Here is a 24,465-nt window from a genome sequence, read left to right as displayed (position 1 = left end):
GCCAAAAAAGCGCACTCAGGTGCGCTTTTTTATGCCTTTTGGAAAGTGCGTGAGTGTATGCCCTCCGAAACACGCCGTAAAGCCATCCATGGCGGCTCCGACACCGCATCCCTGCGGTGTAGGGTTTCAGAGGGCATAACAATCACTCCCTTCTCGAAGCATATCAAAACATTTGAGGGGGAGAAGAAGTAACACGCCGTGGACCCATCCGTGCTTTTGTATTAGCGGCTTCGCAGCTGCTTCCATGCAGCTGAGAGTTCTAGAGTGAACAAGCGCCCCCTTTTGCATCTATTGAGCCTATACGGAGAAGGAAGGAACACGCCGTAAAGCCATCAATGGGAGCTTCGACACCGCATCCCTGCGGTGTAGGGTTTCAGAGGGCATACACTCATGCACTTTACTCTGCGTAAAACGAAACCTTATGGGAAAGGGGAACACGCCGTAAAGCCACCCCAGCTTTTAAGTAAGAGCTCCTACTCCGCATCCCTGCGGTGTAGGGATTCAGAGGGCATACACTCACTCCCTTTACTCGCCATAAAAAAGCTAGGCATTTGCCTAGCTTTAGTTTTATTGTTTCTGAGCCAAGGTCGAGTTACATTTGCTCTACTTTGTAACCTTTAGCTTCTAATAGGGCAATTACGCTGTCATCACCCACTAAATGTCCAGCGCCTACTAAAACAAACTCTTGGTCTTCATCGCCGAACATCGCTTCGATTTGAGGAAGCCAGTTTTGGTTACGCTTGGTAAACACATCATCATAAGAGGTAGGAGATTCACGTTTGAATGTATTTACCACCAACTCATCAATTTGTTCAGTGTCGCCTTCTCTCCAAGCTTTTATGGTACTTTTAAGCATGTCTTCTAGCTCTGGTAAGGTTTCCAATGTTTCAGATATAAGGCGATCTTCCTCACCGGCACCCATGTTCGCGAGCATGTTGATTTGAAAATCTAGTGACTCTAGGTATTCGCTTGCCTTACCATCACGTGCAGCTAACTGCATAAAATAGGCATCTACACCTTGCCCTGCCATCTGTGAGCGTTGTGCTTCCATAGCAACTAGCATTGATGCAACCATACCTGGCTTAAATCGAGCTAACTGATCCGCAGTAGCGCCGAAGTTACTTAAATAAGCATTAAGCGCCTGATAGGTTTCTTCTGAAACATCATCCTTGAGAGACTTGCCTTCTGCGTACGCGAGCCCGGCCATCATTTTCTTCTGACCTTCGATATCTGATGGGTCTGGCATTTTGGCTTCGAAAACTAATGTGTCTGCTTGCTCATAAATATCGGTAAATTCACTCGGCAGGGGGAATTCAGAAATAGGTAAAATATGGATAGTGCCGCCTACATATACGGCATCTTCACCATTAGACACTTTCCAAACGGACGTTTGGCTATCAGTGTCGGCAACAACAGTGGTTACCGAAGATACAGCGAGTCCTAATGAGAACAGGAGTTTGTGTATAGAAAAGTTTTTCATCTTAATCCCTAAGGTTATGTACTTATTATTAGTTAACGCAAGCGATGTAGTATCCCTTCGCTTGTGAAAAAATCGTAATAATTCGAGCGGTAGTGACTAAATTATAATCTAGCATAGCAAAATGCAATCTAGATATAACCTGTACTTAATGCGGGAACTTTCAAAAACACCAGATAAGATGAATCTACCTTCGAAAAGCGGATGAATGCGAGTAATTGAAGTTGCTACTTATACTAAGCTTTGCGCCTACAGCACTCTTCACGTACCTTAACGTCTCATAGATAATTACTCACCAATCTTAGGAGCTAGTGCATTATGAAGTATATACACATGCTAATGTACGTACTTACATTCTCTTTTGCTCCTATTACATTAGCGACTACAGACCCTATGCACGATAACAAGCCGCCATTACCCCAAGCAGCCAGTGAGGCACTGATAAACAGCATCTCAGCGTTCTCGCACTTCACGAAAGAAGAGGTAAAAGCAAGTACGCCTGGTACTAATGAAGCGTGGAGAAACTATGTTCACGCTAGAAATAGCGAGCAAAAGAAAAAAATCAAAAAGATGAAGAAAGCGCTTAATGTAGATATTGAGCTTATGAACTTAAATGATGTAGTCGTGCGCAAGCTGACGCCTAAAGCGATTACGCCGGAGTTTAAAGATAAAGTTTATTTAGATATTCATGGCGGTGCTTTTGTCCTGTTTGGCGGTTTGCCTAGTATCGAAGAAGGGCTGCTCGTTGCTGAAAGGTTAGGCATCGTGGTGTATAGCGTTGATTATAGAATGCCTCCTACGTTTCCTTTTCCAGCTGCACTGAATGACGTAGTGGCAGTTTACAATGCTTTACTCGACCAAGCTGGTGAGGGGAATATATTCGTAGGGGGAACCTCTGCTGGAGGTGGCTTGGTGCTGTCACTGGTACAGTCGCTCATTAAAAGTGAAACACCTTTACCGAACGCGGTTTATGCAGGTACCCCTTGGGCCGATCTTACCAAAACCAGCGATTCTCTTTACACAAACGAGGGTATAGACAATGTGCTGGTGACTTATGATGGGCAGTTAGAAGCTGCCGCTAAGTTATACGCGGGCAAAAAAGCATTGACTGACCCTGCTATATCGCCACTTTACGGTTCATTCGGACATTTCCCTCCCACTTTCCTGGTTACCGGCACCAGAGACCTGTTTTTAAGTGATACGGTTAGGGTTAATCGCGCTATAAGGGATAGTAAAGGCGTTACGCAGCTAGAAGTTTTCGAAGGTTTGTCTCACGCTGAATATCTGATTTTTTATAAGACACCTGAGTCGGAAACGACCTATCATTTAATGAAGTCGTTTTTTCTTTCCTACTTGTGACTAGCTAAGTACGCATATATGTAGATATGCGTACGCTATACATTTTTCAATTAAGAGCCAAAGATCACGGTTAATACGGTAACGACAGCGCCAATACCGGCAATTTTAAGCCCGTTTTTATACATTGGAAGCTTAGGTATGAACATGAGAAAAGCTGAAATCACAAAAAACAGCAAGCCCAAGCCGAAGCTAATATTTAGCCAAAACAAAGGGCTGTTGTTAGTGGCTTTGTGAAGCTTCACCATTTTTGAAAGCACTATGGGGTAGTCTTTCTTAGTTATTACCGCCAGTCCCGTATCTTTGTCATACTCCCCATAATTAAGCACAACTTTATCGGCATTTTCACTGGTGACTTTACTGCCTCGCATCTTGAGTAAGGGCAGTAACTCTACACCTGAAAGATTGGCTTCGTATTGCCGTGTTTGCGTTTGTTCATACTTCAAAATATCAGTAGGTCGAAAAATAAGAAGAATGCCGCTTACTGCATACACACCCATAATACCGGCAAGAAAAAAGCCCAGCCAACGGTGATATTTACGAAAAGCCATGTGAAATTTAGGTGATGCCATTGTTTTGTCTACTAGAAAAAAGGAAGCGTATTTATAAACGAGAATGCATCTTATTTAAAGAGTTGTGTTCTTAATTGATCAAAAATTGAGATGAAGAGCAATTTTCACACTTGTTAAAACCTCAATCTCTAATCGAAAAGCGCAAAGTGGTAGGAAGAGTAATAAAACACTGCTCCTTGCTTAGACTTTAGTCTTACAATGAAGGCAAGCCATAGCGACAAATGGTTTAATTAAGAACGACAGACTAAATAACGAAAAACGACAGTAGGATAATAAGATGCAGTCTATTGCCATTGTAATACTGGGCATCATTGGAATGATGTTTGGTTGGTTCGTCTATTCGAAATTCATAGCGAACCGTATATTCAAGCTGGATGATAGTTTTGTAACACCTGCCCACACAATGCAAGATGGGGTGGACTTTGTGCCCACTAACAAAGTGGTGCTGTGGGGGGGCACCATTTCACTTCTGTTGCTGGAGCGGCCCCCATTGTTGGGCCTGCCATCGCCGTTTATTGGGGCTGGGTTCCCGCAGTGCTTTGGGTGGTCTTCGGTACTATCTTGTTCGCGGGTGTTCACGATATGGGCGCCTTATGGGCAAGTGCCCGGGCACAAAGGAAAGTCCATGGGGGCGCTGTCTGAAAGTGTCATAGGAAAACGCTCTCGTGCATTGTTTATGATAGTGATTTTCCTTGTTCTTTTAATGGTAAATGCCGTTTTCGGTGTTGTTATTGCTAACTCTTTTGTTTCCCAACCAAACGCGGTGTTTCCAGCTTGGACCGCAATTGTTGTAGCACTCATTATAGGTCAGTTACTTAAGCGTAACTTCAGCCTCATTCCACTGTGTATTGTGGGAATCTTTGTTTTATACGCTTCTGTGTATGCAGGGAGTTATATTCCACTCAGCTTGCCGGAAACCATGTTTGGCTTAGCCGATAAAGCAAACTGGATAATTATTCTCTTTGTTTATGCGGCCATTGCATCTTTGCTTCCTGTTTGGATGCTACTGCAGCCTCGTGATTTCATTAACGGTATGCAATTGCTTGTTGGCTTATTCTTACTTTACGGCGCCGTATTTTTTGCTATGCCGGATATCACGGCCCCTGCGTTTAACATGCAAACTGCAGTTGACTCACCAAGTATTATTCCCTTGTTGTTCGTTACCATTGCCTGTGGTGCTGTGTCTGGCTTCCACGGCATAGTGTCATCAGGTACCAGCTCGAAGCAGCTTGATAAAGAAACAGACGCACGTTTTGTCGGGTATTTAGGCGCAGTAGGCGAAGGCTCACTTGCGCTTATTACTATTGTTGCGGTAAGTGGCGTCGCCTTTGCTGCTTCACCAGAAGAGTGGCATGAAGTATACAGTCACTTAGGCGCTGGCAGCGTTGGCGCGTTTATCACAGGTGGCGCGAACCTTATACAGCAAGGCTGGGGGCTACCGGTAGATTTCTCTTCAACGATACTTGCGGTAATGGTCGTGCTATTTGCCGGTACCACCATGGACTCTGGTGTACGTCTTCAGCGTTACATTATACAAGAGTGGGGCGATATCTACTCAATCAAAGCGCTTAGAAACGGTGTGGTAGCAACGCTACTTGCAGTGGGATGCTGTTTGTTACTCGCATTTGGTGCAGGCGGTGCTTCAGGAAGCGGCGGTATGATCATCTGGCCTCTTTTCGGTTCGACCAACCAGATTCTAGCTAGTCTTACCCTATTGGTTATATCAGTGATGTTGATTAAGTTAGGACGTCCTGCAAGGTATACGCTTATACCCATGGTATTTGTGTTGATCATGGCTTTCTTCGCTGGACTGATAAAGCTTAAAGAGTACTACGTAGAAGGTAACTACTTGTTGGTGTTCTTAGACGCAGTTGTGCTCGTTGTCTCAGTACTTGTAATGCTAGAAGCGTTCTCTGTAGTCTCTAAGCTTAAAAAGGAGTCGCAGAACAAGGCCACACAAGAATAACAAGCCCAATAATTAAATGGGCACCGATATTATTTTTCATGGTTGACCTCGGGGTTTAAAAGCACACTCACGAGACAGTCAACATTCGGCCAGTACATTTGTACTGGCCATTTTTACGCACGTTTAATCAGACTAATCGGTTTAGTTGATTTTCTGTCATACCTCATATCTGTTATTATTCACTATGAATTTAAACATCGTTATTTTGTCGTAGGGGTAAAGCTACCTTAGGTTAAAATAGCAAGCGAGGCACAGTGTCAGATATCATTTTACTTGGGCAAAATTTCCTAGCGCTTTTCGTTGAATCTGCGCCATGGCTGCTTTTAGGTTTGTTGGTGGCCGGGGTTATGCACGAACTTGTGCCTGTCTCTTTTTTAGAAAAGCACATGGGGAAGCGCCTCGTTTAGCTCTATTAGTAAGGCGGCGGTGATCGGTGCGCCTTTACCGCTATGTTCATGTGGCGTTATTCCTGCTGCCCTCGGTCTGCGCCGCAGTGGCGCATCAAAGTCCTCTACCATTTCATTTCTTGTGTCTACACCAGAAACTGGAGTAGACAGTGTTTCAGTGTCTTATGCGTTACTCGGCCCGCTTTACGCCATCGTAAGGCCAATCGCGGCTATTATCAGCGCAATCTACGCAGGCTTGATGGTACGTTTTTTTGCAGAGCGCGATGTAACCGCACAGCAAGTAACGAAACCGCTGTCGACGAATGAAACCTCATCATGTTGTTCTTCAAAAACAGCGCGAGAACCAGAGCCTCAGCTTGAAGCGAGTTGCTGTGCGAGTGACAAAGGGCATAGCCACAATGATGTAAACACCACGCAAGGGGCTCTGGGTACAAATAGTTCAAAAGTGACAAAGGTGCTCTCGTACGCAAGTGGAAAGCTACTCGAAGACATCGTCGTTTGGTTGTTAATTGGCTTAGCGCTAGCGGCAGCCATTAAAACTTGGGTACCTACCGACTTCTTAACGCAATGGGGAGATGGACTTGTTGCCATGTTGGTAATGGCGCTGATAGGTATTCCAATGTACATATGCGCGACGGCTTCAACACCGCTCGCGGTTGGCTTTCTTGCCGCAGGGCTATCGCCAGGCGCCGTGTTGGTATTTTTAATGGCAGGCCCAGCAACAAACGTATCGACAATGGGCATGATAAAGCAGGAAATGGGCGCACGAACCTTAATACTTTATTTGTTTAGCGTTATGTCTGCCAGCATTGGGTTTGGCTACGCCCTAAACCAGCTTGTTTCGTCATTCTCTTTAGCATCGATGATAAAAACCCAAAGTCACATGCACGAGCACGGTGCTAATGTGCAAGTTATTTACGGCATTTGTGCCGTTTTACTCGCTGGTTTAATGCTAAGACTAGGAGTTAAAAAACTGCAGAATTATCGCCAAAATCACTCGCAGCACTCGGCGTGTTGCAGCTAGGCTATACTGTGCGCTTTCCCATTTTCGATACAGGCGCTCACTTGTCGTGAACAGAGCGCTTGTATATCCCGCTCTATTATCCATAATAGTCGCTCAACTTATTAAAACTAAAATGCGTTTTAACCTACAAGGACGCTTGGAACAACTACATGCTTTTACTTATTGTGTACGTCTTCATTGCACTGGGCTTTTCTTTTTTGTGCTCCATTGCAGAGGCTGTAATTCTGAGTGTTTCGTCAGCGTATATCTCGGTATTGGAAAAAGACGGCAAACCAAGCGGCGCGCTATTGCGCAGTCAAACTGATAATATAAATACGCCGCTATCGGCTATATTAACGCTGAACACTATCGCTCATACCATGGGTGCGGCGGGGGCTGGCGCCCAGGCAGCAGCGGTGTTCGGCGATGCATATTTAGGCGTGATCTCAGCTGTACTGACGCTGCTTATCCTTATTTTCTCGGAAATTATTCCTAAAACACTAGGGGCAACATACTGGCGTACGTTGGCTCCGGTTACGGCTTATTTTCTTAAGTACCTTTCGCTTATTCTCATGCCGTTTGTGAAAATGTCAGAGCTTATGACTAAAGGGTTTAAGGAAGACAGCCCACTTCGAGGCTTAAGTCGCAGCGAGCTACATGCTATGGCTGAATTATCAGGGCAAGAAGGCCAACTTGCTAACCATGAAGCGGCGTTCTTACAAAGCTTGCTGAGCCTGCATGAGCTTAAAATAAAGGATGCAATCACCCACCGAACCGCCTTGTTCAAAGTCTGCGAGACCATGACAGTAGAGGAGTTTTTTCATAAGCACGCCAATATAGAGTTTTCCCGTATTCCCGTTTTTGAAGACAAAGATTCAGAGAACATTACGGGCTTTGTTATGCGCTCAGATTTACTGGTGGCACAGGCGCGGGGCAATACCGAGAAGCCGCTTTCTGAATATGCTAAAGATATGGTCACGGTACTTAACACTATGCCCTTGTCGGTAACGTTCGAACACTTTATCAATAAGCACGTACACATGCTGCTGGTAGTGGATGAGTACGGCGGCTTGGAAGGGGTGCTAACCCTTGAAGATTTGCTTGAGCGTTTGTTAGGCGTAGATATTATTGACGAGAAAGACACCACAGTAAGCATGCGCCGGCTGGCCAAGATGATGACGAAACGCAAAGAGCAGATGATGATTAAAAATGTGCCCGATGCGTCTCTTGAGAACTCATCGAAAAAAAACTAAGCTAGTGGGATAGGGGTAATGATGTACAAACCCATGATTAAGGATGATTTATATGAAAGCAGTACAATGGAAAAGTAAACGCAATTCCTTCTCTCATACGCAAATATATACTGCTAAGCAAAACAAGCGGGTTTTCGTTTTGGCAACACTGTTTACGTCGCTTTTAGCAACCAGCGCAGTAGCCCAAGAACTCAGCATTCCCTGTGATGAAGTTGAAGAAAAAGCACTAGCAGAAGCCAAGACTAACGAAGTGGAGCGGATAAGTGCATTTAAACCTGCGACCCCGTTAGAGCGCGTTGACCCTAGATATCCTTCTTCTGCAGCGAGAAAAGGCCGTGAAGGCTGGGTTAGGCTGAGCTACGTTATTGATGAGGAAGGCAGAGTGAAAGACCCTGTGGTAGAAGACTTTTTCGGAAGCCCCTCTTTTAAGCGCAGTGCGCTATCAGCCGTTAAGAAGTGGCAGTATAATCCAGCAATAAAGGACGGTGAACCTACTCAGCAATGTCACCAAGCTGTTCAAATGGATTTCGCCTTAGTCGGAAAAACGGGCGCCACACGTAAATTTATTAAAGCGTATAAAAACGTAGATGAGATATTTAAAGCGGGTAATGTTGAAGCGGCAGACGAAGCTTTTAAAGAGCTATCAAGTTGGGATACGTTAAATCGTTACGAGAATGCTTGGTTGCTGAGCTTGGAATCACAGATTGCAGGTGCTAAAGGCGACATCGAAAGGGAAGCGAAAAGCTTATCGCGGTTGCTTGCTAGCAATGGACAAAAGCGCTTTAACAATGCCGTGTTTGATGACGACTACGTGGCTTACGCGCTTCAAAGAAAAATCCTTCTGGATGCTCAGCGCGGGTACTATGCGGAGGCGTTAAAGTCGTACAGCACACTTCAAGAAATGGAAGAGCAACAAGCGCGCGTTGACGAGATCGCTGCAATTATACAAAAGATCGAAACATCAATTGCGTCTGAAAATAACCTAAAGGTACCTGTGAGCATAGGGGACAATGGACGTTGGTTCCATACGCTGGTAAGAAACAAGTTTGCTTTTAATAACATACAAGGCGAACTTGATACTGTAGAAGTGCGCTGTGACTCTCACCGAGAAAAGTTCACCGTAGCCGAGGCTCATGTTTGGCATATTCCACAGAGCTGGGGGCAATGCCAGGTTATGGTTAAAGGTGACAGTGAAACAAAATTTGATCTAGTCGAAGTTGCCAAAGGTTAAGCTTCGGCTTTTTTAGCTTAAAGTGATGTGAATGCGCCAGTGGCAAGTCGCATTTAATAGTCGCCGAAAGCTGAATCAAACTCATCGTCAAGGCTTATGGTTGTATTAAGCGCCCATGTTACTTGAGTATCGGTAGACACAGAAATGGACTGTGGAGGGAGCGCTTTTTCACCTTCCACTTCGGGATGCCAAAAACGGACGGTGTATTCACCGTGGGGTAGCGAGACTAAAGATTGCCCCTCTGTATTGGTTTTTCCAAAATACGGCGAGTCGGATACAACAATGTACCCTAACATCCAATCATGAATATTACAGCCAATATCCACAATACCTGCATTTTCAAAGCGTAAAGGCTCTGCCGTAAACTCTTTATAAAGCTTTAGTTCGAATTGTTTCGTAGGTGAAAATGAATAGACGTGGTGAAACAAATTATCCGCATTAGGGAAAGTCACTTCAGTACCCGCTTTTACCACAAGCACGTGAGGTTCAAACTGTTTATCTATTTGATTCATTACGGCTGGCTTTTGGTGTGGCATTTGATGCTCATCCACCTCAAACTGCGGCTCAAATAGAAATACGCCGTTATCGACAGGCTCACCATCGCTATCATTCAGCGTGATAGAAAAGCTAGCGGTTTGGGCATTTTGTCCTAAGGCCATACCTGAACAAGCCATAAGAAGAAGGGCGGTAAAAAGTGTCTTATATTTCATCCAAGTACCACAAAGGTTAGGGTTAAAAGAGAGCATCGATTGACTTAAACATAGAATAAACCCAGTAATATACAACTGCGCTACACCTTTAGTATAAGACCTTGTTGACTAGGTGTTTATTTCGTTCGCTCTCAAGAAAACTTTTGCGATAGTACTTGTGTCAGATTGTGCTTGAGTTTAATCGCGGTTAAAGCTGAGAAAACTTTCTTACCAAGTTATGGTAAACATGATGAAGTCCATCAAGCTGCTCTCGCTCTGCGGTGCCTGCGTTAACCAATGATTGAATGCTTTGATCAAGCTGGAAAAGGGTTTCACGCATTTGCTGGTCGCTCACCATGCTTTGTATCCATGTAATGGCCGCGATGCGCTCGCCTTTCGTGACGGGCGTGACTTTATGGAGGCTCGATGAGGGATATAAAATGGCGCTTCCGGCATCGCACTTAACTTTTTGTTCCCCGAACCCGGTTTGAATAACTAATTCTCCGCCTTCATAGTCTTCTTTAGGCGTTAAGAAAACGGTCATCGACATATCGCTTCTTAATACATCTGGCGTGTTCGGAATACGCATAATGGCGGCGTCTACGTGATAGCCGTAGGTTTGCGACTCGCTGTAGCGGTTAAAGCAAGGTGGAAATATACGTTGAGGCAACGCGCCTGAGATGACGGTAGGGTTATTGCCCAGCTTACTTAGTAACGCGTTAGCAAGCTGCTGAACGCGACTGTCTTGGGCGTCTGCCTGACCATTATTTTTAACACCTGCCGCCATACCCATTGCCGTGCTCTTCCCGTCATTAAAGGGAACACTCGCTAACTGCTGGCGAAACTGAGCCACTTCGTCTTTTGTCAGTAGGTCATCAATAATAATCATGTTTTCAACGCTTTTAAGGGTGTTTTTAATATAAAAAGACCTAGGCAGTTGCCTGCCTAGGTCATGCTAGCATTAAAATTCGTAGCTAACGGTACCTGTAATGTTGCGACCATCACCGATATACATGAAGGCGCCAGAACGGTAGGCTGCCGTCCAGTATTCTTCGTCAAACAAGTTTCCAATGTTAACACGGAAAGTTAGTGACTCTGAGTGATAGTAGTTGGCGAATAGATTAACCACTTGATAATCAGGAACTACGATAGAGTACTCTCCGGTTTCAGCGCTATAGCCAGCTGCAGTATCTGGTTGACCGCCGTACATTTCTGACTGATAGCTGTAGTCACCACCAAAGGCAAATTTCTCGTTAGGCTGATAACGCATTTGAATATAGAAACTCTCATCAGCAAAGTTACTTAGTGCTAAGCCAAGGTTATCTTCACTGTATGATTTAAGCACTTCTGAGTCCATGAACGCAGCAGACGCCTGAATGCTAAGCTTATCGGTAATGTCACCGCTTAAACCAAACTCAATACCTTCTACGCGGTTTTCACCGGTATTCAATGTGCCAAGCGTTGAGTAGGCATCACCTACACTTTCATGTACATCACTTTTGGTGATACGGAAAAGTGCTGCATTGGCGACTAGCTTTTCATCGAACAGTGACCATTTGGTACCTAACTCAATGTTTTCTACTTGTTCTGGGTCTGCTTGAGATGCTTGTTCTGGTGTACCACAAATACCGCCATAACCACAGTTTGCACCAAGATCTGACTCACCGCCGTTTATGTTGGTTGCCGTGCTATACGAGGCGTAGATATTGCCGTTTTCAGTTACGTCGTAAACTAAGCCTAAATGACCGTTGTACAGTTCATCCTCGAAAGCATAAAGCTGATCACCACTGCGTCCTGACGTTGCATTGGTGTAATCGTAGCTATCTACACGAAGACCGGCGAAAACGTTAAGGTCATCGGTAAGTTCAAAGGTGTCCATAACATAGAGTGAGTAGGTTTCAATATCAAACAGCGCATCTGCATCACCACGTGTGAAGGCTTTGCCCATTAATCCACTGATGTTTTCAACTTCGTTGCCACTGCCATCTAACAAGCAATAGCTTTCAGATACACCGCGGCGGCCGCTGGTTAAACAGTTTGATGGATTGGTGTAATCCATATTGAACACGCCGTTGTCTACCGACTCATCGGTATATTCAAAACCGAATACAAAGCGGTGGTCAACGCCTGCGAAAGCCGTATCCCAAAAAAGGTTAAACTGTGTAGTTACATAGTCAACTTCCTGCCAACCTTGGTGGTTGCTCAATGAAAGCGTATACGCCCCTGGTGCAGTAGGGTCTGTTGCGTCACGGTTCGTGCCGCGCATACCTGTCGTAATATATTCGTTTTCCGTTTTACCTACACGGGTTGCGTTATAAAAACGCACGTTATCGCTAATGTCATACTCAGTACGCAAGGTGAATGTGGTCACTTCCGAGTTCTGGAAGTCCTCGTCTTGTGCATACACAGGTATATCTTCAAGCGGGTAGCCTGCATCACGATCGTAATAGCTACCTAGGTCAGGAATGTCTTCTGCATTGAGGTAATACAAGTCGCCAGTGAACGACAAGCGGTCAGTAGGCTGATTCACATAAGAAAGCTGCACACCTTCACGGTCACGCTCAATGCCTTCACGTCCTGGCTTATCTTCAGAAGAATAAAGGCCATTTAATCGCACTGCGCTGGTTTCACTAAGCGTTTTGTTTAAATCAACGGTTAAACGCGTGTGCTCATCGGTACCAACTGCGGCATCAACACGGCCGAAGTTATAAGCGGTAGACGCCTTTTTGGTGATAGAGTTAACCGCACCACCTGAAGAGCCACGGCCTGCGAAAGTAGAGCTCGGGCCTTTAGTAATTTCAACACGCTCGGTTGCGAAACTTTCACGTGTTGTCATACCCGGGTCGCGCAGACCATCAACAAATACGTCACTGCGCGCTTCGTGGCCACGAATGATGTAGCGGTCACCAAAAGCATTACCATTCTCACCAGTACCTAACGTTACACCAGCTTGCGCTTGTAAAATGTCTTTAAGGTCGGTTCTTCCGCTTTCTTGAATTTGGTCTTGAGTAAGAACACTAATGGTTTGTGGTGTATCGACTAAGTCCGCTAAGCGTCGAGGATCGCCAGACTTGTTGTAGCGGTAGATAGATTGCTGAACGCCATGAATGCGAATGAGCTCTATGGCTTCATCAGATGCTGCTTTACATTCAGCAGATGTCGCATCTTCGCACTTCTCTACATTTTCCTGTGCCATAACTGCACCGCCGCCAAATGCCAGCGCCGCGGCGATGGTTTGTGCACCCATCGTTAATTTAGTGTTTTTCATTCTGTTTCCCTTGAGTGTGTGTAAGGACGACGAAGTTTATGTAATCAGACGGCTAATGTAAATATAAATGATAAACATTCTCATTATTGAATTTTAAAAGGAGATTTTAATATTGCTAAACTGAAGGGTTAGTAGACTCGGGTGCTATAACACAAGTTGCTGATTTTCCAATTTTTTTAAAGGCTTTAATAAGGGGGCTAACTAACAAAAGGGATGCTATTTGCAAGTCACTATGGTTGGTCTCGTGCCAAGCATCAATGATCATAATGGGAAAGTAATAGTGACAATAACCCCAGTGCCATCTGTCTTGTCGTTCAGTAAAAGCTGGCCCTTATGAAAATTTGCAATCATATTAGCGATGTACAGGCCGAGACCTAAATGGGGGGAGTGAGTGGTATTTTGCATCTCGTTTTCTTTTCTAACCGATACCATAGACTGGGTTAGCTGGCTTTTCATACCTTGTGGCAATAACGGACCAGGGTTGCTTACGCTCAAAAACACCTGCTTGTCTTTTTTTTCAAGAGAAATCACAATTTCGTCGTTGTCTTGGCTGAAATCTACCGCGTTTGAAATAACCTTATCAAAGAGTTGAGCCACTAACTCAGCAGAGCCATAAACGGGTAGCGTATTATCTGACGTTGAAAAGCGCCAAATCCTTTGCGCATAAGCGTGTTTATAACCTTCAACGCACCCCTGTATTACTTCAACAATATTAAACTGGGCCATATCTTCTTGAGCAATGGCTTGTTCAAGGCGGGTCGCTTCACTCATGCTGTTTAAGATAGTGCTTAAGCGATTCACACCAGACTGAGCGCGCTCTACGAATACCGCTTGTTGCGACGTGTCGTTAACATGAGAAAGCATATCTAGTGACGATTTTACCACTGCAATAGGCGTTCTTAGCTCGTGAGATAAACGTGACGCCATATTTTCCAAATAGGAGTTATATTGCTGCAAGCGTGAAAGAACATCGGCGAAAGAGCGGGATAGGTCGCCAATTTCATCTCGCTGATTAGATGCCGGCAAGGTGCCAATAATTTTTCCGTTATCGTCAATAACGGCTTCAGTATCATCTCTCAGCGAGCGAATGCGATTGGAAATGCGCGTAGCAAACAGCAGCAGGCCTAAGGTACCTATACTCATCACCGCTAATATCACGTGAAATAACTGTTCTAATGCACGGTTTCTTAACGTGCGTATGCCGTTTGTCGTTTGCTCAACGATAACCGCGCCCATTACGTTACCTTCAATAAAAATAGGGTAGGCGGCGGAAAGTACTATGGCTTTGTTATCAGGTGACAAGCGCCATAATGACTCGGGCTGACCGTTCAGTACGGTGCCTAAGTCTTGCCCTACAAGGGCGTATGCGTCGTCAAGCTCGTCAATAAAGTCAGCCGGTGGGCGTGTAAGAATTTGGTAATAAAGAGGAAGTAACCACTTACTTTCAACCCAGTGCCAAACGGGGTTAGACGGTGATTCTTTTTTATCCACTTCAATACCCGTTGCTGATTGAATATCGCCAGCGCGGGCGAGTACTCGCTTGTGTTTATCTACCACCCATACGCGAGAGTCGGCATATTTTAGCCCAGCCAGTATGCGCTCTATTTCGGGGGAGGGGGTGATAACCGTGCCAAGCTCACTAAGCACCTTAGTGTTAGCGCTACCTAACGCGTACTGCTTAAGCCGGTTCGTACTATTATCTACATCGACGAGGGTAAAAGCTAAACCGCCAGTGGTCATCGACAGCGGAAAGCGTAGCTCAATGTTGTAACCTGTCGCGGTTTCTTGCCAGCGGCCTTGTATCGATAGCGCGTTCTCTACCGCTCGCGTCGTTGTAGTGTTTTTCGCTAACTTATAGGCGTTAACCCAACCGCTTTCATACGGCGCAACAACATATCTTGCCAATTCACCTTGTGGCGTTTCCATGCCAATCAGCAGGTGGTCGCCGGTTTCGACGCTTAAACTATTGGGCTGACGCCATAACAGAGTGTCATCGCTAACTTCAAACATGGCATAAAGAAACTGCCCATAGCGGCCTACCATGTGTGTAAAAGACAAGCTGGTCGGCTTGCCGTCGTACCCGTTGTAATACTCGATAACCTCATCACCATCATATTCACTTATTAACTCACTGACTTGCTGCCAGTCGTTGAGTTCGCCATCAAGGCGAATGGGCGACGGAATAGGCGGGGCGTAAAGATCAGTGCCGGGGCGTACGTCTTGAAGGTATGCCGATTGGCTATCAAAAAGCGCAGGACGTTCATGAAGTGCGGTGGCAACAGCGCGGGCGGTGCCAATCATGGTTTGTTCTTGGCCGTTACGCAGGTACTGCTCAAGCTCCCACACGTAGTTGTAACCCAGGTAGGGGATGGTGAACAAAAACAGCGACAGCACCATAAGCTGAAGGCGAATAGAAAAGCGAAATCCCATGATTTTAATACACTGCCTTGTTATTTAGCCCTGGTACACAAACTCGTTTACTCGCCCTATCATATTGCCCCCTAGATACCGTTATTTTGTATTACGCTGTGCCACTAGCCCCTTAAAGCTGCCAGCGATAACCCATGCCGTACACCGTATCGATGTGATCAAAGTTAGGGTCTAACTGCACAAACTTTTTACGCATACGCTTTATATGGGAAGTAATGGTGGTGTCGTCTACCACCATGCGAGACTCGTCCATTAACTGTTGGCGGCTTTTTACATGCCCCGGTCGCTTAATAAGGGCGTGCAACATCCAAAATTCGGTAACAGTAAGCAAAACCGCTTGGTTCTGCCAACTTACGGTCATTCGCGACACATCCACTTTCAAATCGCCTACTTTAAGCTCATCTTTTTGCTCAGAGGGGGCAGCAAGTAAGTCTGTTCTTCTAAATAACGCAGCGATACGCGCCAATAAGTGGGCCATACTAATGTCTTTAGTCAGGTAGTCGTCTGCACCCATTCTAAGGCCACTTATAGTATCCACATCGTTATCTCGGGCGGTAAAAAAGATAATAGGCAGCGTTTGCGATAGCCCTCTAAGCTGCTGACACAGCATGAAACCACCTTCTATTTCATCTTTTAAGCCAATATCTATAATGGCCAAATCAGGCAGCGTATGGTTAAACGCCTCAGCAGCAGATGGCCTATCTTCATATGCTTTAACGCTATAGCCCTGCGCTTTTAGCGCCATAATGTAGTTTTCTCGAATGGCTGCGTCATCTTCTACTAATGCGATTGTCTTTGGCATACATTAATCCGCAATTTAAAGTGTTATAGAGCGCACACTATACCTGTGAAAACGGCGGTTTGCTTAAGTTCGACATAAAATCCATAAGCCCGCCTCATTTATGCCATATTTGAGATACGTATTTAGACGCCTTCACCCCAGTCTCCCCCTAAGCGTTGTAGGCTGTACGGCGTGCTAGGCTAGACCCCGCCACAGATTAGCGGCCTTTAAAAAGCATCATAACATTTCCATAATTGACGGCTTTTTATGCCATGAATGTGGGGTTAAATATCTCGTGTCTGATGAAGGTTAGCTCGTTAGACATCATGGCCGTAAAGCCCTGTAGTCAATAAGCTAACTGATTCTACCGTAGAAGCAGTAAGGCTGAACTTCTACGCTAAAAAACTACCCTTTGCGCTGTGTGCTACCCCAACGGTACACAGCGCGTTTTTGTTTAAGCCTCACCTTTAAAAAAAGTGTTGCTTCGCTTTTAACCCTGTATCTACAGCTAAGGTTGAAATTGGCGCTTTTGCTATCATTTACTACTCCTTAAACCGTTTAAAGCAACCACTAAGCGCGAGTGTATTCATTTAATAGCATGAACTAGGTTACACTTTGTCAATTAAGATAACCAAATCTTACCTACGCGGGTTAGATGTCACACTCTCAATACAGGTAAATCATGAAAGCGTTGGATATTCAGGGGTTAACGAAAACCTATAAAGGCGGTGTGCAAGCGCTAAAAGGCGTAGATCTCACCGTGCAAGAAGGAGACTTCTTCGCACTACTTGGTCCGAATGGGGCGGGTAAATCTACCACTATTGGTATCATCAGTTCATTGGTTAACCAAACAAACGGAAGCGTTTCTGTGTTTGGTTACGACCTCACAGCGCAGAAAGAACAAGCTAAAGCCTGTATAGGGTTAGTGCCGCAAGAGTTCAACTTCAATCAGTTTGAAACCGTACTGCAAATTGTGCTCAACCAAGCGGGCTATTATGGCGTTCCGCGTAGCGTAGCCAAGGAACGCGCTAAAAAATACTTGGCCCAACTAGACTTATGGGAAAAGCGCGATGCACGGGCTCGCGAATTATCTGGCGGTATGAAGCGCAGGCTAATGATAGCTCGCGCTCTTATGCATGAACCTAAATTGCTTATTCTCGACGAGCCAACCGCGGGTGTTGATATTGAAATTCGTCGCTCTATGTGGGGCTTTTTAGAAGAGATCAATCGTCAAGGCATCACTATTATCCTCACTACCCACTACCTTGAAGAAGCAGAAATGCTGTGCCGTAACATCGCTATTATTAACAAAGGCACCATCGTAGAAAATACCAGTATGAAAGCGCTGCTTTCGAAGCTGAACGTAGAAACCTTTGTGCTGGACATCAAAATACCTGAAACCGCCGCAAAGGCCAGTGGCTTACTGGCCGGTTTTGAACACCGGCTTATTGACGACCACACCCTTGAAGTAGACGTAGAGAAAACCGAAGGCCTAAACCCAGTGTTCACCCAGTTAAGTGAAAAAGGCGTTCAGGTTATGAGCATGCGCAACAAATCAAATCGCCTTGAAGAGTTGTTTGTACGTTTAGTTGAATCGGCAAAGCAAGCCGGCTAAGCGAAAAACGGGAAAGGTGAGAATTAATGAAAACTGAAAGTACACAAATGAATACAGAACAAAACGTAGGGTGGTTTAAGCAAAACTACGTGGCCCTAACCACTATCTGGATAAAAGAATGCACGCGCTTTTTGCGCATATGGGTACAAACCCTTGTACCGCCGGCCATTACGATGAGCTTGTACTTCGTCATATTTGGAAGCCTTATTGGTAACCGTATAGGCGAAATGGGCGGCTTTACCTACATGGAGTTTATTGTTCCTGGGCTGATAATGATGTCTGTTATCACAAACTCATATGCGAACGTGTCTTCATCGTTTTTTAGCGCTAAGTTTCAGCGCAATATTGAGGAGCTATTAGTCTCTCCGGTGCCAACATCGGTCATTATTTTAGGGTACGTCGGTGGCGGTGTCGCTCGGGCTATACTCATTGGCATTATTGTGACCTTGGTATCGCTTTTCTTTGTCGACGTGCAAATTCACCATCTTGGCATTATTGCGATAACCTTATTGCTTACCTCTACCTTGTTCGCTACAGCAGGTTTAATTAACGCCGTGTTTGCGAAAACCTTCGATGATATTAGCGTTGTGCCTACGTTTGTTTTAACACCGTTAACTTATTTAGGCGGGGTATTTTATTCTCTTACTTTGTTACCCGAATTTTGGCAGTGGGTAAGTAAAGCGAACCCTGTTGTGTATATGGTGAATGGCTTCCGCTATGGCTTTTTGGGTGTATCCGACGTGGATATCACCCTGTCTTTAAGCTTGCTGGTGGGCTTTAATGCGCTGCTATTTAGCGTAGCTTACTACTTACTTAAAACTGGAAAAGGTATTCGCAGTTAATGGCTAGCGGCAACTCAAGAGAAATCACTACCTCGCAGGTAGGCGTTCACGACAAGCTGGACGACTTGGTGAAAAAGTATCAGGTTAGCGAAAATAAGCGGCCTATCAGTGCTCATACCCAAGCGGCGTTTGACGAGGTGAGTAGGTGGCTTGACGGCTTTGACGGTGAGGTGATTTTGGACTCTTGCTGCGGCGTGGGTGAAAGCACGGCCCATATAGCGCGGGCAAACCCCGATGCCCGCGTGATTGGTGTGGATAAATCAGCGCTTCGCGTTGATAAACATGAACACTACAGCGCAGCGCAGGATAACTACAAAGTGATCCGCGCTGATGTGAACGACCTGTGGCGTTTAGTTAAGCAATCGAATTGGAATGTTACCCAGCACTTCTTGCTTTACCCCAATCCGTATCCAAAGAAAACTCAGGTACAAAAGCGTTGGCATGCCAGTGCGGCAATGGTCGATTTAATGGCGATAACGCCCAATGTGGAAGTGCGCAGCAACTGGCTGGTTTACTTAATGGAGTTTGCGCAGGCCGCAAAGCACTACGGGTTAATCTCAGATTTAACTGAGGTTACAGGCAGCGTTCACATGACCCCCTTTGAAAGAAAATATCGAGGCAGTGGGCAAGCATGTTGGCAACTACATTGTCGAAGTGAAGAAAGCTGATATACGTCAAAAACGCTTTTTTATGCACTAGGCAGATGCCAAGGCATCTGCCGTCTATTAGCGAATAACAGAAAACGCTCGCACCCTCCGAGTCTAATGACGGGCTTTAGCGCTTCGTACATTTGCCAGTGGTGGGCTAAACACATAGCCTTGAGCATAGCGAATAGGTAAGCGCTTCACACTTTCTAAGTGAGCCTCGTCTTCAACGTGCTCGGCAATAGTACTCACGCCGTGGCGTTCACACAGCGACAGTAAATAATCCACATACTCTCGCACGGCTTCTTGCTGGTCGTAATGTTTTATTAATCCGCCAGCTAATTTTATTCCCCTTATCGGCAAATTCATTAGCGCACGTATGTTTCCCGGGCACGACCCCACATTATCTACGAACACACCTAGCCCAGCATGCGCGCTTTTTTCTATAAACGTAGTTAAACTTTTGGGGTTAGAAAGGGCCGTTGATGCGCTCACTTCTATGCTAACTCGCTCAGGCGTTGGGTAGCTTGCTAAATGTGTAATAAGGGTATGGGTTAATTCCTTGTTCTCTAAATCTTTCGCGGTAATGTTGATGTTCCATGGAATATTTACGTCGTGAAAATAGCTCGCGCACTGTACAAACATGTTTGCAGCCAGTGAATTTACATGCTGCTCACGCTCAATAAGATATAAAAACTCGCTGGGAAGAAACGTCTTATCGCCTTGGGTAATGAGGCGCGCTAGACATTCATAACGCCACACTCCTTGACTGTTTAAATCAACGATAGGCTGAAAATAAGGCACGATATCTTCAATGGAGAAATCCTCGGATATTTCGCGTATGGGCATAAACCGACCTCCTTGCATTGTCGTAGTAAATAAACTGCTGGGTTAACTGCCTATACCGCTCGATTTGTATAGCACGTTCAACATCAACACTATTCACAAATTAAATATAGTAGAGAGTGTGAAACTTTGCGGCGCTAATTTTAAAGTAGTAATGTGTGTCACTCTGGTCGCTTGTTATCGGTAAACCGAGTTCCACGGTTAGCCGGTTTGTATATTAAAGCTGACTAATCAGTCTGCATTGCTGGTTTTGTGCAACGAATTGCTTAGCGCTGCCTCTTGGCGAGTTAGACAATCTGATGTAAAGTGCGACACCCTGAAAGTGTTGTGATAAGTTTTCAGGTTTGGCAACGAATGGACCGCGCCAATATACTCCAGCTTAACCGGTAACTCTTTCGGATAAGCTAGTAAATAGCTGCACTGATAAGTGCACGCTAGATGGCTGAAAGGAAAAGTAAGTGTCAGGCCGGTGTCCTACAAAACCGCCTGTTTATTTCGCCTACTAAACGTAGTGCGAAAGGTGTGAATGTTTTAAGTATGAGGTGTGTTGAGTGGGTGAAGCGCAAGTTAGTTTAGAGCACCTGTTTAGGGTCTTTACCAAACCTGAACACAAAGACTCAAAGCTGGCTCAAATTGAGCAGCATTTATCTGACAATATCTTAGATTTTTTGTCGCAGCACGTGGTGACAAAGAAGACATCGTTAGAAGAAATTGAAAAAGACTTCTCAGACTCGAAAGTACCTGAGTCGCCAGAGTTTGTGTCTACGCATGCTGAAAGCTTACTTGATAAGCTGGTTGCGCATTCTGTAAATACCTATTCACCGACTTTTATTGGTCATATGACCTCTGCGCTACCTTATTTTCATCTGCCGTTATCTAAGTTAATGGTGGGCCTTAATCAGAACTTGGTGAAAATTGAAACATCGAAAGCGTTCACGCCTTTAGAGCGTCAAGTGCTAGGTATGATGCACAACTTAGTGTACGACCAACCGCAACGCTTTTACGATAATCATTTACACAGCGCGGCGCACTCATTAGGCGCATTTTGCTCAGGCGGAACCATCGCGAACATCACTGCACTATGGGTAGCGCGCAACAAGCTGCTTGGCCCACAAGACGGTTTCTGTGGTGTCGCGAAAGCGGGTCTGGCAGCGGCATACCGACATCTCGATATAAACAACTTAGGCGTGATGTGCTCTAAGCGTGGTCACTACTCTCTGTCTAAAGCCGTTGATGTACTAGGTTTAGGTCGTGATCAGCTACTGACAATCCCGGCGCCGCGACAAACCCTTGATCCGGCAAAAGCCCTTCGTATCGGTAAGCGTTATCAGGAAGAGGGCAACAAACTCCTTGCTATAGTGGGTGTGGGCGGTACCACCGAAACCGGGCACGTAGACCCTCTTGACGAGTTAGCAGATGTTGCTAACGAGTTAGGCTGCTGGTTCCATGTGGATGCCGCGTGGGGGGGAGCAACACTGTTTTCTTCACGCTATCGCGATAGGTTAAAAGGCATTGAGCGCGCTGATTCGGTAACGATAGATGCTCACAAGCAAATGTATGTGCCAATGGGGGCAGGCATGGCCCTATTTAAAGACCCTCAAAATGCCAATGCAGTAAGGCATCACGCACAGTATATTTTGCGTGCCGGCTCGAAAGATTTGGGGGCCACCACGTTAGAAGGCTCTCGTAACGGTATGGCGATGATGGTCTATTCTGCCCTGCATATTTTCGGGCGGAAGGGGTACGAGCTACTTATCGACCGCAGTATTGATAAAGCGAAAGACTTCTCGCACATGATAGACAAAGCGGGTGACTTTGAATTAACCACCACCCCGACATTATCACTACTGACTTATCGAGTGTGCCCTGAAGAAGTGCAAGAAAAGCTTAAACACGCCGATGCCAACATGCGCAATGCGATTAATGAGAAAGTGGACGCCCTTGTTGTGGCTGTTCAAAAGCAGCAGCGTGAAGCGGGTAAGTCGTTTGTGTCACGTACGCGCTTAGAAGCGCCTGATTACCCTTCCCAATGTATTACGGTATTTCGTGTTGTGTTAGCGAACCCGTTGACCAGCCATAACGATTTAGCGGCTATTTTGGCTGAACAGCATCTTATTGCGAAAGAAACACAGGCGTGGGCAGAGTTGATGAACTTCGTGCGCGATTCTGAAAAGGTGGCGTCCTAGCTATTTTAAGCAGAACAGGGGCCGGAGTATTTGCTCGATTAGACGGATGCTGGTTCGTTAGGCAACCAATTTAAATCAAATAAAAAACGCCCGAGACTGCTGTCTCGGGCGTTTTTTATTATTTCCATTTTGTCATTAAGCGGTATTTGGGAACGCTTACCCGTGATGGAAGCTAACATGCCGCTTTGGGGGGGGGCTGTAATAGAAGGCCCTATCGAGTAATCTGAAGGTTATCAATAAGGCGTGTTTTTCCCATGAACATGGCAACTAACAGAACGAGTTCCTTGTCGTTTGCGGTGGCTGCTTTAAACGTGCTTGCGTTGACTACCTGACAATAATCTTTTTTAAATCCCTTGGCTTCAAGGTTGGCAACCATCGCGCCTTCAAGTTCTGAAAAGTTAATATTGCCACCCTCGATACCTGCTTTAATGCGCTGCATCTCTTCATAAATAGCACTCGCGGTGGCCTTTTCTTCCTCTGACAAATAGCCATTTCTAGAGCTCATGGCCAGCCCCGAGGCTTCGCGTTCTGTGGGTACACCGTGAATGGTAACCGCCATAGACAAATCGCGGGCCAATGCACGGATAACCTGCAGCTGTTGAAAGTCTTTTTCGCCAAAGAATGCGTCGTCTGGCTGCACCATATTAAACAATTTAGTCACCACGGTAGCGACGCCGCGAAAGTGACCAGGGCGACTTGCGCCACAGTGAGAATCTGAAATGCCCGGTACTTCAACGAAGGTTTGGGCATCGAGGCCCGCAGGGTACATTTCAGCTACACTCGGTAAAAATACGGCGTCTGCACCTACTGAAATAAGCTTGGCTTTATCTTCTTCAATGGTGCGGGGGTAAGCGTCTAAGTCTTCGTTTGCCCCAAACTGCATTGGATTAACAAAAATGCTTACCACAACGTTGTCGTTGTGCGCCTTAGCTTTTTTAACAAGCTTAAGGTGGCCATCGTGCAGGTTGCCCATTGTGGGGACAAACCCTACACTCTCGCCATTGCGACGCCACGCATTAACGGTATGGCGCAATGTGGAAATACTATCAACCACCTTCATATCTAACCTCGTTACTGAAAGCTGTGTTCTGGTGATGGAAACGCACCGCTTTGTACGTCTTCAATGTATTTAGACACGGCTTTACGCATATCGCCTGTTTCGACAAGGTAGTTCTTAGAGAACTTAGGCATGTAATTCGCGCTAATACCAAACATGTCATGCATCACTAAAATTTGGCCATCGGTATCTTTACCTGCACCTATGCCAATGACAGGAATGGTCAGTGCTTCGCTAACAGCTTTGCCTAGTGAAGAAGGTACGCATTCAAGGACTAATAACTGAATACCCGCTTCTTCAAGAGCTTTTGCTTCGCTTAATAACTTTTCTGCTTGGCTTGCTTCACGACCTTGGACTTTAAACCCGCCAAATACATGCACCGATTGCGGTGTTAAACCCAAATGGCCACAAACAGGTACACCGCGCAGGTTCAGCCCTTTAATGGTGTCGCACAACCAACTACCGCCTTCCATCTTTACCATACTTGCACCTGCTGCCATTAACTTGGCAGCGTTTGCATAGGTTTGCTCTGGCGTGGCATAAGACATAAATGGCATATCGGCTAAGACGAACGCGCGCTCCGTACCGCGACGTACACTTTTAGTGTGATACGCAATATCATCGATAGTGACGGGGAGGGTGTCGTCTTCACCTTGAAGAACCATGCCTAAAGAGTCACCTATAAGAAGCGCGTCAACGCCTTGTTCATCGAACATTTTGGCGAAGCTAGCGTCATAAGCGGTTAACGACGTGATCTTTTCTCCGGCCTGCTTTTTCTTAAGCAAACCCGAAACTGTTACTTTCTTCATGACATGTCTCAGATTGATATTGGTTGATATCGT

General features: G+C 45.6%; 18 protein-coding genes and 2 pseudogenes. 10 read left to right on the top strand and 10 right to left on the bottom strand.

Annotated features, from left to right (window positions below; translation table 11 throughout):
• On the top strand, positions 1-192 hold a 192-nt coding region (locus tag ACX5J7_RS09765), incomplete at its 5' end, for a hypothetical protein (RefSeq protein ID WP_498706995.1).
• A gap of 400 nt (positions 193-592) precedes the next feature.
• Here ACX5J7_RS09765 and ACX5J7_RS09760 read toward each other — a convergent pair.
• Complete coding sequence (locus ACX5J7_RS09760) at positions 593-1,480, bottom strand: TraB/GumN family protein (RefSeq protein ID WP_498706993.1); 888 nt, start codon at positions 1,478-1,480, stop codon at positions 593-595.
• 315 nt (positions 1,481-1,795) lie between these two features.
• Between ACX5J7_RS09760 and ACX5J7_RS09755 the strand changes: the two genes are divergently transcribed.
• A complete protein-coding gene (locus ACX5J7_RS09755; protein WP_015068299.1) occupies positions 1,796-2,836 on the top strand; it encodes an alpha/beta hydrolase in 1,041 nt (346 codons plus the stop codon).
• 50 nt (positions 2,837-2,886) lie between these two features.
• Here the strand turns inward: ACX5J7_RS09755 and ACX5J7_RS09750 are convergent, their stop codons facing one another.
• On the bottom strand, positions 2,887-3,405 hold the full coding sequence (locus ACX5J7_RS09750; RefSeq protein ID WP_012519829.1) for a membrane protein: 519 nt from the start codon (positions 3,403-3,405) through the stop codon (positions 2,887-2,889).
• A 277-nt stretch (positions 3,406-3,682) separates the two neighbouring features.
• On the opposite strand from ACX5J7_RS09750, the pseudogene ACX5J7_RS09745 reads away from it, so the two are divergent.
• From ACX5J7_RS09745 to ACX5J7_RS09730, 4 genes and pseudogenes are all read left to right on the top strand, one after another.
• Positions 3,683-5,371 (top strand): annotated as a pseudogene (locus tag ACX5J7_RS09745) (carbon starvation CstA family protein).
• A 254-nt stretch (positions 5,372-5,625) separates the two neighbouring features.
• A pseudogene (locus tag ACX5J7_RS09740) lies at positions 5,626-6,802 on the top strand (SO_0444 family Cu/Zn efflux transporter).
• Between the two features lie 149 nt (positions 6,803-6,951).
• Complete coding sequence (locus ACX5J7_RS09735; RefSeq protein ID WP_015068296.1) at positions 6,952-8,034, top strand: CNNM domain-containing protein; 1,083 nt, start codon at positions 6,952-6,954, stop codon at positions 8,032-8,034.
• Between the two features lie 52 nt (positions 8,035-8,086).
• A complete protein-coding gene (locus ACX5J7_RS09730) occupies positions 8,087-9,265 on the top strand; it encodes an energy transducer TonB (protein ID WP_020744424.1) in 1,179 nt (392 codons plus the stop codon).
• A 53-nt stretch (positions 9,266-9,318) separates the two neighbouring features.
• Here ACX5J7_RS09730 and ACX5J7_RS09725 read toward each other — a convergent pair whose 3' ends face one another.
• The 5 genes from ACX5J7_RS09725 to pdsR form a co-directional block, all read right to left on the bottom strand.
• Positions 9,319-9,975 (bottom strand): methylamine utilization protein, encoded by a 657-nt coding sequence (locus tag ACX5J7_RS09725; RefSeq protein WP_012519834.1) that lies wholly within the window; start codon positions 9,973-9,975, stop codon positions 9,319-9,321.
• 187 nt (positions 9,976-10,162) lie between these two features.
• Complete coding sequence (locus ACX5J7_RS09720) at positions 10,163-10,843, bottom strand: Fe2+-dependent dioxygenase (RefSeq protein WP_015068294.1); 681 nt, start codon at positions 10,841-10,843, stop codon at positions 10,163-10,165.
• A 72-nt stretch (positions 10,844-10,915) separates the two neighbouring features.
• Positions 10,916-13,222 carry a TonB-dependent receptor gene (locus ACX5J7_RS09715; RefSeq protein ID WP_024017111.1) on the bottom strand — a complete coding sequence of 769 codons (2,307 nt, stop codon included), beginning with the start codon at positions 13,220-13,222 and terminating at the stop codon, positions 10,916-10,918.
• 261 nt (positions 13,223-13,483) lie between these two features.
• The gene (pdsS, locus tag ACX5J7_RS09710) at positions 13,484-15,652 is read right to left on the bottom strand and encodes a proteobacterial dedicated sortase system histidine kinase (RefSeq protein ID WP_474377897.1); all 2,169 of its coding nucleotides are present in this window, start codon (positions 15,650-15,652) and stop codon (positions 13,484-13,486) included.
• Positions 15,653-15,764: 112 nt separating this feature from the next.
• Entirely contained in the window at positions 15,765-16,454 is a 690-nt protein-coding gene (gene pdsR / locus ACX5J7_RS09705; protein ID WP_015068291.1) for a proteobacterial dedicated sortase system response regulator, read from the bottom strand.
• A 661-nt stretch (positions 16,455-17,115) separates the two neighbouring features.
• On the opposite strand from pdsR, the gene ACX5J7_RS09700 reads away from it, so the two are divergent.
• The 3 genes from ACX5J7_RS09700 to trmB are packed head-to-tail and all read left to right on the top strand — an operon-like array spanning position 17,116 to position 19,558.
• Positions 17,116-18,048: an ABC transporter ATP-binding protein gene (locus ACX5J7_RS09700; protein ID WP_498706986.1), complete on the top strand. Its 933-nt coding sequence runs from the start codon at positions 17,116-17,118 to the stop codon at positions 18,046-18,048.
• 26 nt (positions 18,049-18,074) lie between these two features.
• Positions 18,075-18,890 (top strand): ABC transporter permease, encoded by an 816-nt coding sequence (locus ACX5J7_RS09695; protein ID WP_015068290.1) that lies wholly within the window; start codon positions 18,075-18,077, stop codon positions 18,888-18,890.
• Positions 18,890-19,558, top strand: a complete 669-nt coding sequence (gene trmB, locus ACX5J7_RS09690) for a tRNA (guanine(46)-N(7))-methyltransferase TrmB (RefSeq protein ID WP_012519841.1) — start codon at positions 18,890-18,892, stop codon at positions 19,556-19,558. The genes ACX5J7_RS09695 and trmB overlap by 1 nt, the downstream gene beginning before the upstream one ends.
• A gap of 93 nt (positions 19,559-19,651) precedes the next feature.
• Here trmB and ACX5J7_RS09685 read toward each other — a convergent pair whose 3' ends face one another.
• On the bottom strand, positions 19,652-20,383 hold the full coding sequence (locus ACX5J7_RS09685) for an EAL domain-containing protein (RefSeq protein WP_012519842.1): 732 nt from the start codon (positions 20,381-20,383) through the stop codon (positions 19,652-19,654).
• A 548-nt stretch (positions 20,384-20,931) separates the two neighbouring features.
• Here ACX5J7_RS09685 and panP point away from each other — a divergent pair.
• Positions 20,932-22,566 carry a pyridoxal-dependent aspartate 1-decarboxylase PanP gene (gene panP / locus ACX5J7_RS09680; RefSeq protein ID WP_012519843.1) on the top strand — a complete coding sequence of 545 codons (1,635 nt, stop codon included), beginning with the start codon at positions 20,932-20,934 and terminating at the stop codon, positions 22,564-22,566.
• Between the two features lie 211 nt (positions 22,567-22,777).
• Here the strand turns inward: panP and panC are convergent, their stop codons facing one another.
• Both panC and panB read right to left on the bottom strand, forming a co-directional pair.
• Positions 22,778-23,626, bottom strand: a complete 849-nt coding sequence (panC, locus tag ACX5J7_RS09675; RefSeq protein WP_015068289.1) for a pantoate--beta-alanine ligase — start codon at positions 23,624-23,626, stop codon at positions 22,778-22,780.
• An 11-nt stretch (positions 23,627-23,637) separates the two neighbouring features.
• Positions 23,638-24,432: a 3-methyl-2-oxobutanoate hydroxymethyltransferase gene (gene panB, locus ACX5J7_RS09670; protein ID WP_012519845.1), complete on the bottom strand. Its 795-nt coding sequence runs from the start codon at positions 24,430-24,432 to the stop codon at positions 23,638-23,640.
• Positions 24,433-24,465 lie beyond the last annotated feature (33 nt).

The organism is Alteromonas infernus (assembly GCF_902705815.1).
This window is presented reverse-complemented; position numbering and strand designations above follow the sequence as displayed.

Excerpts from the sequence above, each read along its gene's own strand:
- ACX5J7_RS09760 (WP_498706993.1), bottom strand. The coding sequence starts at position 1,480 with ATGAAAAACTTTTCTATACACAAACTCCTGTTCTCATTAGGACTCGCT.
- ACX5J7_RS09755 (WP_015068299.1), top strand. The coding sequence starts at position 1,796 with ATGAAGTATATACACATGCTAATGTACGTACTTACATTCTCTTTTGCT.
- ACX5J7_RS09750 (WP_012519829.1), bottom strand. The coding sequence starts at position 3,405 with ATGGCATCACCTAAATTTCACATGGCTTTTCGTAAATATCACCGTTGG.
- ACX5J7_RS09735 (WP_015068296.1), top strand. The coding sequence starts at position 6,952 with ATGCTTTTACTTATTGTGTACGTCTTCATTGCACTGGGCTTTTCTTTT.
- ACX5J7_RS09730 (WP_020744424.1), top strand. The coding sequence starts at position 8,087 with ATGAAAGCAGTACAATGGAAAAGTAAACGCAATTCCTTCTCTCATACG.
- ACX5J7_RS09725 (WP_012519834.1), bottom strand. The coding sequence starts at position 9,975 with ATGAAATATAAGACACTTTTTACCGCCCTTCTTCTTATGGCTTGTTCA.
- ACX5J7_RS09720 (WP_015068294.1), bottom strand. The coding sequence starts at position 10,843 with ATGATTATTATTGATGACCTACTGACAAAAGACGAAGTGGCTCAGTTT.
- ACX5J7_RS09715 (WP_024017111.1), bottom strand. The coding sequence starts at position 13,222 with ATGAAAAACACTAAATTAACGATGGGTGCACAAACCATCGCCGCGGCG.
- pdsS (WP_474377897.1), bottom strand. The coding sequence starts at position 15,652 with ATGGGATTTCGCTTTTCTATTCGCCTTCAGCTTATGGTGCTGTCGCTG.
- pdsR (WP_015068291.1), bottom strand. The coding sequence starts at position 16,454 with ATGCCAAAGACAATCGCATTAGTAGAAGATGACGCAGCCATTCGAGAA.
- ACX5J7_RS09700 (WP_498706986.1), top strand. The coding sequence starts at position 17,116 with ATGAAAGCGTTGGATATTCAGGGGTTAACGAAAACCTATAAAGGCGGT.
- ACX5J7_RS09695 (WP_015068290.1), top strand. The coding sequence starts at position 18,075 with ATGAAAACTGAAAGTACACAAATGAATACAGAACAAAACGTAGGGTGG.
- trmB (WP_012519841.1), top strand. The coding sequence starts at position 18,890 with ATGGCTAGCGGCAACTCAAGAGAAATCACTACCTCGCAGGTAGGCGTT.
- ACX5J7_RS09685 (WP_012519842.1), bottom strand. The coding sequence starts at position 20,383 with ATGCCCATACGCGAAATATCCGAGGATTTCTCCATTGAAGATATCGTG.
- panC (WP_015068289.1), bottom strand. The coding sequence starts at position 23,626 with ATGAAGGTGGTTGATAGTATTTCCACATTGCGCCATACCGTTAATGCG.
- panB (WP_012519845.1), bottom strand. The coding sequence starts at position 24,432 with ATGAAGAAAGTAACAGTTTCGGGTTTGCTTAAGAAAAAGCAGGCCGGA.